A 12878-nucleotide genomic window follows, 5' to 3' on the forward strand; every position below is an offset into this window, starting at 1 on the left:
CTACTCCTTGTCCGCGTCGCGGAGCGCCTTCGTCAGCAACTCCGCCACCGACTGGACCCCCGGCTCGCGCAGCAGCGTGTAGTGGGTGCCCGGCAGGCGGTGCGACTCCAACCGGTCTCCCACGAGCGCCGTCCAGCCTCCGTCACCCGTGCCCGTGTCATCGGCGAGCTCCTCCGCCTGGATGCGCAGCACGCGCTGCTCTATCGCGGGCGGGTGGTAGCGCCGGGCCGCTTCGAGGTTCGCCTCGAACACCTGGAAGAGGGCGGTGGCGTCCACTCCGGGCGGGAGCGCGCCGGACCGGGCCGCGGACTCCAGCACCCTCGCGAGCGACGCTTCAGGCGCAAGCGTCGCCAGCTCCGCCGTGTCCACATCCAGGTCCGCCAGCGACACGCCCATCAGGTCCTGCGCGAACATGCCCACCGCCAGCGTGCGGTCCAGGTCCGGCTCCGAGTCCGGCACCGTCTCGGGCACATACGAGTCGATCATCGCCACCAGCTCCACGGCTTCGCCTGCTTCGCGGAGCTGGTACGCCATCTCGTAGGCGATGACGCCGCCCAGGGACCAACCGCCCAGGCGGTACGGGCCGTGGGGTTGGACACCTCGCACCGCCCTCACGTAGCTGGCGGCCAGGGCTTCCACGGTGTCCAGCGGCTGATCCGTACCGTCGAGGCCTCGGGCCTGGATGCCGTAGAAGGGCTGAGCCGTTCCCAGTTTCCGCGCGAGCTCCGCGTAGGCCAGCACGTTGCCGCCCACCGGGTGCACGCAGAAGAACGGCGTGCCGGTGCCTTCGGTCGTGAAGGGCACCAGCGGCGTGAAGGGCTTCGGCTCGGCCTCTCCCAGCAGGACCGCGAACCGCTCCACACTGGGGGCCTGGAAGAGGGCCGACAGCGGGAGCTTGCGGCCCGTCTCCCGGTGCACCGCCGCCATCAGCCGCACCGCCAGCAGCGAGTGCCCGCCCAGTTCAAAGAAGCTGGCGCGCACGTCCACGTTGGACACGCCCAGCGCCTCCGCCCAGAGCGCCGCGATCCGCGCCTCGGCTTCGTTCCTGGGGCCCACGTGGGTCTCGGTGCTCATGGGTCCGTCCACGGGGACGGGCAGCGCCTTGCGGTCCACCTTGCCGTTGGGCGTCAGCGGCAGGACGGGCAGGGCGACATAGGCCGCGGGCACCATGTACTCCGGCAGCGAGCGCTGGAGGTGGCTTCGGAGCGGAGCGGTGTCCACCTCCGGCGTCACATAGGCCACCAGTCGCGGGAGCCCGGGAACGTCCTCGCGCAGCACCACCGTCGCGTCGCGCACGCCCGGAGACGCACGCAGCGCGGCTTCAATCTCTCCCAGCTCGATGCGGTAGCCGCGCAGCTTCACCTGGAAGTCCAACCGGCCCAGGTACTCCAGGGTGCCATCCTGCATCCACCGGACCCGGTCTCCCGTGCGGTACATCCGCGCTCCGGGCTCCGTGCTGAAGGGGTGGGGGATGAAGCGCTCCGCGGTGAGGTCCGGGCGGTGGCGGTAGCCGCGCGCCAGGCCCTCGCCCGAGATGAACAGCTCGCCCGGGACGCCCACGGACACAGGGTTCAGGTTCGCATCCAGGACGTACGCGCCCAGGTTCAGCAGCGGGCGCCCGATGACGGGCGTGGGCATGGGGCTGCCCTGGATGGGGGCGATGGTGGCGTTCACGGTGCATTCAGTGGGCCCGTAGGCGTTGAAGGCCCAGGTCCGCTCCGTCGCCGCGAGCGTGCGCCACGTCACCTCGTCCATCGCCTCACCGCCGATGGAGCAGAGGCTCGGCACGTGCTCGCGTTCCAGCAGGCCCGCCCCCAGGAGCAGCTGGTATTGCGACGGCGTGGTGTCCAACACGTCGATGCGGTGCTGCTCCACCCACGCGAGCATCGCCTCCGGGTCGCGCCGCACGGCCTCCGGGACGAGGCACAGGCAGTGCCCGTCCAGCAGCAGGGACAGTTGCTGCACCGACGCGTCGAAGAAGTACGGCGCGTTGACGCTGACGCGCAGCGGCCGGGACGACGCCCGCTCGAAGCAGGTTTCGTTCATCGCGCGCCGCAGGTGCGCCAGCGAGCGGTGCTGAATCATCACGCCCTTGGGCATGCCCGTGGAGCCCGACGTGTAGATGACGTAGGCCAGGTGCTCCGGCCGCACGCCAGAGCGCGGGTTGCCTGGCGAGGACGACTCGATGCGCCGCGCGTCCGCGTCCAGCCGCACCACGTGCCGCGCTGGCGGCTGCCAGGACTCCACCTGAGCCTGGGTGGTGAGCAGCACGGCCGCGCCGCTGTTCTCCAGGATGAAGGCCTTGCGCGCCTCAGGGGCTGCGGGGTCGAGCGGCACGTACGCGCCGCCCGCCTTGAGGATGCCCAGGAGGGCGACGATGGCCTCCGGCGAGCGCTCCAGGCAGAAGGCCACCGGCACATCCGGGCCCACGCCCAGTGAGCGCAGGTGATGCGCCAACTGATTCGCGCGCACGTTGAGCTGGTGGAAGGACACCGTCGTGTCGCCCATCACCACGGCGGGCGCCTTGGGCGTGCGCGTGACCTGCTGCTCGAAGCGCGCGTGGAAGGGCACGTCGGCCTCGAAGGCAGCCGTCTCGCCGCTCCACTCCTCCAGCACCCACTGGCGCTCCTCCGCCGTCAGCAGGGGCAAGCTGTCCACCTTCGCGTCCGGCCGGGTGATGGCACCCTCCAGCAACTGGACGAAGTGCTCGGAGAGCCTACGGGCCGTGGCGGGTTCGAAGAGGTCCGTGGCGTAGGAGAGGGCGCCCTCGAAGCCCCGCTCCGTGCGGGCCATGCTCAGGTCCAGGTCGAACTTCGTCGAGTGCAGGTCCACCTCTACCGGACGCAGCGTCAGCTCCGGCAGGCGCACCTCCGCGTCCGGCACGTTCTGGAGCCCGAAGAGGGCCTGGATGAGCGGCGTGCGCGACAGGTCGCGCGCGGGCTGCACGGCCTCCACCAGACGCTCGAAGGGGATGTCCTGGTGTTCGTACGCGCCCAGCGTGGTGGCGCGCACCTGCGCGAGCAGCGTCCGGAACGACGGGCGGCCGTCGAACCGCGCGCGCAGCACCAGCGTGTTGACGAAGAAGCCGATGAGGCCCTCCGTCTCCGCGTGACGTCGGCCCGCGATGGACGTGCCCACGAGCAGGTCCTCCTGCCCGGAGTACCGGTGCAGCAGCGTTTGGAAGGCTGTGAGCAGCACCATGAAGGGCGTGGCGCCCTCCGCCTGGGCCAGGGCTTCCACCGCCTCGCTCAACGGCTGCGACAGGCGTACCGGGAACGTCGCGCCCCTCGCGGAACGCTGCGGCGGACGCGGCTTGTCGGTGGGCAGGGCCAGCGCCTGCGGGGCCCCGGCCAGTTGCTGCGTCCACCACGCGAGCTGCGCGTCCAGCACCTCGCCCTGGAGCCAGCCGCGCTGCCAGACGGCGAAGTCCGGGTACTGCACCGGCAACGGAGCCAGCGGCGAGGGCTGGCCCTGCCGGAAGGCCTCGTAGAGCGCGGTGACTTCACGCACCAGGATGCTCATGGACCAGCCGTCCCCAATGGCGTGGTGCATGCACAACAGCAGCACGTGCTCCGCTTCACCCAGCTTCAGCAGCGTGAGCCGCACCAGCGGCCCCGTGGCGAGGTCGAAGGGCGTCAGCGCGTCCTCGCTCGCGAGCCGCGCGGCCTCTGCCTCTCTCTCTCCGCCAGGGAGATTCGACAGGTCCACCACCGACAGGACACCGGTGGGGGCGGGATGCACGCGCTGGCTGGGTTCGCCGTCGCGGGACTCGAAGGTGGTGCGCAGCGCTTCGTGGCGATCCACCAGCGCGTCGAAGGCCTGCTGAAGGGCGGGCACGTCCACCGTGCCTGTGAGGCGCAGCGCCGTGGGCATGTTGTAGAGCGCACTGCCCGGCTCCAACTGGTCGATGAACCACAGCCGCTGCTGCGCGAACGACAGCGGATGAGGACCGGGCGTCGCGGCGGGCCGCAGCGGCTGGAGGGCGTTGGCCTCCGGCGCGTCCGGCAGCCGCTGGGCGAGGGCCGCCACGGTGGGGGACTCGAACAGCGCCCGCACTCCCACGTCCACGCCGAAGCGGGCGCGGATGCGGGAGACCAGCTGCGTGGCGAGGATGGAGTGGCCGCCCAACTCGAAGAAGTGGTCGTTGCGGCCCACGACGGGCACGTTCAGCAGTTCCTCCCACAGCGAGGCCAGGGCCACCTCCGCGGGCGTCGCAGGGGCCTCGTACGAGCGTGCGGCACGCAGCCGTGCCTCTGGCGAGGGCAGGGCCCTTCGGTCCAGCTTCCCGTTGGGCGTCAGCGGCAGGGCGGGCAGGGCGACGAACGCGGACGGCACCATGTACTCCGGCAGGTGCCGGCGCAGGTGCTCGCGCAGTCCCTCCGTGTCGCCGTCCGTCACCACGTAGGCCACGAGCCGCGCGTCGCCTGGCACGTCCTCGCGTACCAGCGCCACCGCGTCATTGACGCCCGCGTGCGTGCGCAGCGTGGCTTCGATTTCGCCCAGTTCGATGCGGTAGCCGCGCAGCTTCACCTGGAAGTCCAGGCGGCCCATGAACTCCAACGTGCCGTCCGGCCTCCAGCGGCCCCTGTCTCCTGTGCGGTAGAGGCGGGCTCCAGGATCCGCGCTGAAAGGATCCGGGACGAAGCGCTCGGCCGTCAGGTCTGGCCGGCCCAGGTAGCCGCGCGTGACGCTCTCACCGGAGAAGCACAGCTCGCCCGGCATCCCGATGGGCACCAGGCGCTGCCGCGCGTCCAGCACGTAGGCGTTCAGGTTCGCCATGGGCCTGCCAATGAAGGGCTCCGTGCGGGAACTGCCCTGGATGGTGACGCCCGCAGTGCCGACCGTGCACTCCGTGGGGCCGTAGCCATTGAAGACGCGCGTGCGGTCCGTCGCGGCCAGCTTGCGCCACGACTCCACGTCCAGTGCGTCGCCTCCCATCATCACGAGCGGCGGTACCCAGGCCCGCCCCAGCATCCCCGCCGCCAGGAGCGGCTTGAGCTGCGCGGGGGTGCAGTCGAACGAGTCAATGCGGTGCTGCTCCAGCCACGTGAGCATCGCCTCCGGGTCCACGCGTAGCGCGTCCGGGACGATGTGGAGGCAGTGGCCGTCGATGAGCTGCACCACGCGATCCATCACCGCGTCGAAGTACAGCGGCGCGTTGACGCTGACGCGCTGGCCCCTGGGCTGACCCGCGTAGAAGGCGCGGTTGAAGGCCCGGTGCATGTTGAGGAGGGTGCGGTGTTGCACCATCACGCCCTTCGGCCTGCCCGTGGAGCCGGAGGTGTACAGCACGTAGGCCAGGTGCTCCGGGCCCGTCAGGGCGGGCAGGGGCTCATGGGACAGGGCGCCCAGCCCGGTCTGCTCCACGTCCAGCCAGACTTCGTGGACACCGTAGGGGCTCCAGTCGCCGCACGCGGCCTCCGTCGTGACGAGCACGGACGCGCCGCTGTCCTTCAGCACGAAGTCCCTGCGCGCCGCCGGGGCGGAAGGATCCAACGGGACGAAGGCGCCACCGGCCTTGAGCACCGCGAGGAGCGCCACGATGGCCTCCACCGAACGCTCCAGACACAGCGCCACCTTCACCTCCGGCCCCACGCCCAGCGAACGCAGCCGCCACGCGAGCTGGTTCGCCCTCGTGTCGAGCTGCCGGTACGTGAGAGACGACTCCTCGAACACCACTGCGGGGGCATCCGGGGTGCGTGCCACCTGCCGCTCGATGAGGCCGTGCAGCGTGGCGTCGCGTTCGAAGTCCACCCGCTCGCCACTGCCCACTCGCACCAGCCGCACCAGTTCCTCCGGCGAGACGAGCGACACGTCCGCCAGGGGAAGGTCCGGCGCGTCACACACGGCCTCCAGCAGCCGCCGCAACTGGGCGAAGAGCCGCTCGATGGTGGCCGTGTCGAACAGGTCAGCCGCGAAGCCCAGGTGGCCCTCGTAGCCTTCCGCGGAGCGGCTCAAGTTCAGGGCCAGCTCGAACTGCGATGGGGCATCGCCCTCCAGATGGGCCGGCGCCACGGTGAGGCCGGGCACCGCCAGCTCCGGCAGCGGGGCATTCTGGAGCGCGAACATCGCCTGGAAGAGCGGGGTGCGGCCCAGGTCACGCTCGGGTTGGAGCGCTTCCACCAGGTGCTCGAAGGGGATGTCCTGGTGCTCGTACGCGCCCAGCGTGGTGGCGCGAATCTGCGCGAGCAACTCGCGGAAGGTCGTCCGCGCGCCGAAGCGCCCGCGCAGCACCAGCATGTTCACGAAGAAGCCGATGAGGCCCTCCGTTTCCGCCTGCCGGCGGTTCGCGATGGGCGAGCCCACCAGCACGTCGTCCTGTCCGGAAGCTCGCGACAGCACGGCCTGGAACGCCGCCAATAGCGCCATGAAGGGCGTTGTGCCTTCCGCTTGTGCCAGTGCGTCCACGCGCTCGCTCAGGGCGCGCGGCAGCGTCACGCGGATCCGTCCACCGCGCCGATCCGCACCGACCGTCCTCGGCCGGTCCGTGGGCATGTCCAGCACGAAGGGTGCACCGGACAGCTGCTGCTTCCACCACTCCACCTGTGCCTGGAGCACGCCGCCCTGGAGCCAGCCGCGCTGCCAGACGGCGTAGTCCGCGTACTGCACCGGCAGCTCCGGTAGGGCTGCGGAACGACCCGCGCGAAGGGCCTCATAGAGCGCCGTGAGCTCGCGCACGAGGACGCCCAGCGACCAGCCGTCGGAGACGATGTGGTGCAGGTGCAGCACCAGCACGTGCTCCCGTTCCTCCAGCTTCATGAGCAGCGCACGGATGACCGGCCCGCGCTTCAGGTCGAAGGGCTTCAGCGTCTCCGCGTGGCCCAGGCGCTGGGCTTCGGCCTGCCTCGCGGCGCGGTTGCCCAGGACCGTCAGGTCCACCCGTTCCATGGGGACGTGGCCCTCCGGGTGGATATCCTGCACGGGCTTGCCGGCCTCCATGCGGAACGTGGTGCGCAGGGATTCATGCCGCGCCATCAGCGCGTCCAGGCTTCCACGCAATGCGTCCACGTCCAGGTCGCCGGTGAGGCTCAACGCCAGCGGCATGTTGTAGAGCGGGCTGCCCGGCTCCAACTGGTCGATGAACCACAGCCGCTGCTGCGCGAACGACAGCGGTGGGGCTGAAGCGCGCGACACGGGGACCAGCGGTGGCGCCTGGGTGCGGCGGGCATCCACCAGCCGCTCCGCCAGCGACGCCACCGTGGGCGCGCGGAACAACTCACCCAGCGGCAGCTCCAGTCCCAGCGTCGAGCGGATGCGCGCCACCACCTGCGTGGCCAGCAACGAGTGCCCACCCAGCTCGAAGAAGTCGCCGTGGATGTCCACGGTCTCCAGGTGCAGCACCTCCGCCCAGATGCCCGCGAGCGTCTTCTCCAGCGCGCTTCGGGGTGTGGCGGATGCGGGGTCCGCGACGCGGGCCTTCGGCGCGGGCAGGGCCTTGCGGTCCACCTTGCCGTTGGCGCTCAGCGGCAGCTTCGGCAGCACCACGATGGCGGACGGCACCATGTACTCCGGCAGCTGTTTCTGCACGGACACCCGCAGTGCTCCCGTGTCCAGGCCTTCGCCGCTCACGACGTAGGCCACGAGGCGCTTGTCGCCCGGCACGTCCTCGCGCACCACGACCACCGCCTCCTCGACTTCCGGCGACAGGCGCAGCACAGCTTCGATTTCGCCCAACTCCACGCGGAAGCCACGCAGCTTCACCTGGAAGTCGGTGCGGCCCAGGAACTCCAACGTCCCGTCGCGCTGCCAGCGAACGCGGTCGCCCGTGTCGTAGAGGCGTGCTCCCGGCTCGGTGGCGAAGGGGTGGGGGATGAAGCGTTCGGCGGTGAGGTCCGGGCGCTGGAGGTAGCCCCAGGCCAGGCCGTCTCCGCCCACGTACAGCGTGCCGGGTACTCCCGGCGGCACGGGCTGGAGCGCCGCGTCCAGCACCCACGCCGTGGAGTTCGACAGCGGCCGGCCGATGGGCACCGAACGGCCCACGGTGTCCCCGGCGCGCAGCGTGTGCGTGGCGGAGAACGTCGTGTTCTCCGTAGGGCCGTAGCCGTTGACCAGCACCGCGCCCGGGGGCAGCCGCTTGAGGTGTTCGCGCACGCGCTCCACGGGCAGCACGTCGCCGCCCGCGAGCACCTGCTTCACCCGGGCCAGCGCTTCACCCTGGTGCAGCACCATCTGGTCGAAGAGGGCGGCGGTGAGCCACAGCGTGGTGATGCCCTCGCGCCGCAGCAACGCTCCTGTGTCACCGAGCGACAGCGCTCCAGCAGGGGCCACCACCAGCGTCGCTCCGTTCAGCAGCGCGCCCCAGACCTCCAGCGTGGACGCGTCGAACGCGAGGGGCGCCAGGTGGAGGAAGACCTCCTCGGGGCCGAAGTGGATGAAGTCCGCGCCGCGCACCAGACGCGTGATGCCCCGGTGCGGGACGCTGACGCCCTTGGGCCGCCCCGTGCTTCCCGACGTGAACATCACGTAGGCCAGCGCCTGCGAGGACACCGCCACGTCCAACGCCGCTTCGGACTGCCGTGCGATGACGGCAGCGTCCGCGTCCAACAGGACCTGGAGGTCCGTCATGGCCGGCAGCTCGTCTGCGACAGCTTCCACCGTCACGAGCAGGCTGACGCCCGCCTCGCGCAGGACCCACGCGATTCGCTCCGCGGGGGCCTGAGGGTCCACGGGCACGTAGGCCGCACCGGCCTTCAGGATGCCGAGCAGCGCGGTGATGCTCTCGAACGAACGCTCCAGGCACAAGCCCACCCGGTGGCCGGGCCGCACGCCCTGGCGCCGCAGGTGGTGCGCGAGCTGGTTCGACGCCCGGTCCAGCGCCGCGTAGGACATCCGCCGCTCCCCGGCCTTCAGCGCGGTGGCGTCCGGGGTGCGAGCGGCCTGCTCGGTGAAGAGCGTGGCCACGGACGCGTCACGCGGGAAGTCGCGGGAGGTGCCACTCCAGTCGGAGAGCAGCCGCTGACGCTCCGCCCCGGTGAGCCACGGCAACTCCGGCAGCCGCATGTCCGGCGAGCGGAGCGCGGACTCCAGCAGCACCCGCAGGTGCTCCACCATGCCGGCCACGGTGTCCGCATCGAACAGGTCCTGGTTGAACCCCAGCACGCCTTCGAAGCCGTCCGGTCCCCGGGACAGCACGCATTGCAGATCGAAGACGGTGGACGCCTTCAGGTCCTCGCGGCCCTTGAGCGTCAGGCCGGGCAGCGACAGCTCCGGCATGGGTGCGTTCTGTAGCGTGAACGTCACCTGGAAGAGCGGCGTGCGCCCCAGGTCGCGCTCCGGCTGGAGCGCCTCCACCAGCTTCTCGAACGGCAGGTCCTGGTGCTCGTACGCTCCCAGCGTGGTGGCACGCACCTGCTCCAGCAGCTCGCGGAAGCGCGGCGTCCCGCGCACCCGGGTGCGCAGCACGACCGTGTTCGCGAAGTAGCCGATCAGCGACTCCGACTCGGCGTGACGACGGCCCGCGATGGGCGCCCCCACGAGCACGTCCTCCTGTCCGGAGTACCGGTGCAGCAAGAGCTGGAAGGCCGAGAGCAGCACCATGAACGGCGTGGCGGACGCCTGCCGTGCGTAGGCCTCCACCGCTTCGCTCAGCTCGCGCGAAAGCACGAGCGGCTGGGAGCTGGCGCGATAGGCCCCCTGACCGGCCGGACGCGGGTGGTCCGTGGGCAGCTCCAGGTAGGGCGCGGCGCCTTCCAGCTGCGCGCGCCAGTACGCCACCTGCGACGCAAGCACCTCGCCCTGGAACCAGGCGCGCTGCCAGAGGGCATGGTCCGCGAACTGCACAGTCAGCGCGGGCAACGGCGACGGCTGCTCCGCCGCGAACGCCGCGTAGAGCGCGCCCATCTCCCGGACCAGCACGCCGGTGGACCAGCCATCCATGATGATGTGGTGCGTGTTGAGCAGCAGCACGTGCTTCGTGGGGCCCAGCTTCATCAGGAGGCCTCGGAACAGCGGGCCCTGCTCCAGGTCGAACGGAGTGGAGGACTCCTCCCGGGCCAGCCGCGATACCTCCGCCTCCCGAGCCTCCTGCGTCGGGAGCGCGGAGAGGTCCGCGTGCCGCAGGGACATGGGGAACGGCGGGTGGATGACCTGCGACGGCGTGCCTTCCCGCGACTGGAACGTGGTGCGCAGCGCTTCGTGGCGGCGCACCAGTTCGTCGAACGCGGCCAGCAGGACGATGACGTCCAGCGAGCCATCCAGGTCCAGCAGGTTCGGGAGGCTGTAGGCGGTGCCCGCGGTGCCCAGTTGCTCCGCGAACCACATGCGCTGCTGCGCGAACGAGAGCGGCAGCACGTCCGGCCGCTCCGCGCGGACCAGCGAGGGCAGCGCGGACGCCTCATGCGATTGCGGCTGGTGGAGCGCGTCGATCCGGCGCGCCAGCTCCGCCACGGTAGGGCCCTCCAGCAGGGCCCGCAGGGGCAGCTCCATGCCGAAGCGAGCACGCACTCGCGACACCAGCTGCGTGGCCAGCAGCGAGTGGCCTCCCAATTCGAAGAAGCCGTCATGACGGCCCACTGCCGGGACGCGAAGCACTTCGCTCCACAGCGCGGCCAGCGTCACCTCCGTGGGCGTCGAGGGCGGTTCGATGACGCGCTCGGAGGCCGGGGCGGCCTCGGGCGAGGGCAGGGCGTTGCGATCCACCTTGCCGTTGGCAGTCTGGGGCAGGGCATCCAGCGCCACGAACGTGGCGGGCACCATGTACTCCGGCAGGGTCCGCCGGAGGTGCTGACGCAGGGGCGCGGTGTCCACCTGGGGCGCGACCCAGGCGATGAGCCGGTCCTCGCGCACCAGCACCACCGCGTCCCGGATGTCCGGGTGGGTCCGCAGCGCGGATTCGATTTCGCCCAGTTCGATGCGGTAGCCGCGCAGCTTCACCTGGAAGTCCAACCGGCCCAGGTATTCGAGCGTGCCGTCCTCGCGCCAGCGGGCCTTGTCGCCCGTGCGGTAGAGGCGCGCACCGGGCTCCGTGCTGAACGGATCCGGCACGAAGCGTTCGGCCGTCAGGTCCGGCCGGCCCAGGTAGCCGCGCGTGACGCCTTCACCGGAGAGGCACAGCTCCCCCGGCGTGCCCACGGGCACCCAGCGATGGTGCGCGTCCAGCACATACGCGTTCAGGTTGGCCAGCGGCCGACCGATGACGGGCGTGGCGCGTGCCGAGCCTGAGATGCGCTCCCAGGTCGCGTACACCGTCGCCTCCGTCGGGCCGTAGAGGTTGAACGCCTGCGTGCGCCGCGTCTCCGCGAGCGTGCGCCACGTCACCTCGTCCACGGCCTCGCCTGCGAGGAGGACGTACGCGGGCACGTGCCGCTGCTCCAGGAAGCCGGCCTCTAGCAGCAACTTGAACTGCGACGGCGTGCAGTCCAGGACGTCCACCCGCTGCTGCTCCAGCCACTTGAGCATCGCCTCCGGATCCTGCCGCACGGCCTCCGGAACAACGCACAGCGTGTGGCCCTCCAGCATGAGCGCCAGCTGTCCCACCGACACGTCGAAGGAGTACGGCGCGTTGAGGGCGACCCGCAGCGGTCCGGACGCTTGGGTGAAGCACGCCGCGTTCATCGCCTGCCGCAGATGCGCCACCGAGCGGTGCCGCACCATCACGCCCTTGGGCGTGCCCGTGGAGCCCGACGTGTAGATGACGTAGGCCAGGTTCGTCGGACCCGCCACCGGCGGCGGGTTCTCCGAAAACCTGTCCGACTGTCCGACCAGTTCGGTGGTCCCGGCCGCCAGGGCGGTCTCCCAGAACCTGTCCGACTGTCCGACAGGCGCTGCGTCGCTCAGGACCGGCTCGGTCGCCACGAACCTGTCCGACTGTCCGACAGGTTTGGCGTCCCCGGCTCCCGGCTCGGTCTCCGCGAACCTGTCCGACTGTCCGACAGGTTCGGTGGGCCCCGAGGACCGCTCGGCGTCCGTGAACCTGTCCGACTGTCCGACAGGTTTTTCGTCCAGCCGCACCAGGTGGGGCACCTCTGGGTGCCACGTCTCTTGCAGAGCCCGAGTGGTCACCAGCACGCTCGCGCCACAATCCTTGAGGACGAACGACTTGCGCGCTGCTGGCGCGGCCGGGTCCAGGGGCACGTAGGCGCCGCCGGCCTTGAGCACCGCCAGCATCGCGACGACGGTCTCCACCGACCGGTCCAGGCAGAGCGCCACCGTCACCTCGGGGCCCACGCCCAGCGACCGCAGGTGCCACGCGAGCCGGTTGGCCCGCGTGTTGAGCTCCCGGAAGGACAGCGTCGTCCCGTCGGACACCACGGCGTCCGCGTCCGGCGTCTCGGCGGCCTGCCGTTCGAAACGCGCGTGCAGGGTGGATTCGCGCTCGAAGTCCATGGCGCCGCCGGTCCCGGTGCGCAGCAGCCAGTCACGGTCTCCGGCGGACAGCAGCGAGACGTCCTCGATCCGGGCGTCCGGCGGGAGCAGTCCCTCCAGCGCCTGCCGCCACTGGCCCAGCACCCGCCGCACGGCGTCCGCGTCGAAGCGGCCTTCGTCGTAGGCCAGGTTCAGCTGGAGCTCCTCGCGCGGCACCACCGTGGCGGACAGCGGGTAGTTCGTGCTGTCGCCAAACTCCAGGTCGCGCAGGTCCATCGCGGTGAAGCGACGCAACACCGACGCGTCGAACGGGTAGTTCTCGAAGACGAACAGCGACTGGAACAGCGGCTGTCCCCGGGGGATGTCGCTCCAGCCATGCGTCGAGACCAGCGGCGCGTACTGGTGCTGCTGGATGCCCAGCAGCTTCGTCTGGAGCGACTGGAGCCACGGCAGCACCGGCTCACCTTCAGCGGGCAGCGTGATTCGTACCGGCTGCGTGGTGATGAGCAGACCCAACATGGCGTCCGCGCCCGGCAGCTCTGGCGGACGGCCCGAAAGCGTGGTGCCGAAGATCA

General features: G+C 71.0%; 1 protein-coding gene (running past one end of the window). It reads right to left on the reverse strand.

Features of this window, described 5'->3' with window-relative positions; genetic code table 11:
* On the reverse strand, positions 1–12878 hold the final stretch of the coding sequence (locus JYJ93_RS23170; RefSeq protein ID WP_242543902.1) for a non-ribosomal peptide synthase/polyketide synthase. It continues 18217 nt past the right edge of the window; only the last 12878 of its 31095 coding nucleotides appear in the window; the start codon falls outside the window, past its right edge; its stop codon occupies positions 1–3.

It is taken from the genome of Corallococcus sp. NCSPR001 (assembly GCF_017309135.1).
In the GTDB taxonomy this organism is placed as follows: Bacteria; Myxococcota; Myxococcia; order Myxococcales; family Myxococcaceae; genus Corallococcus.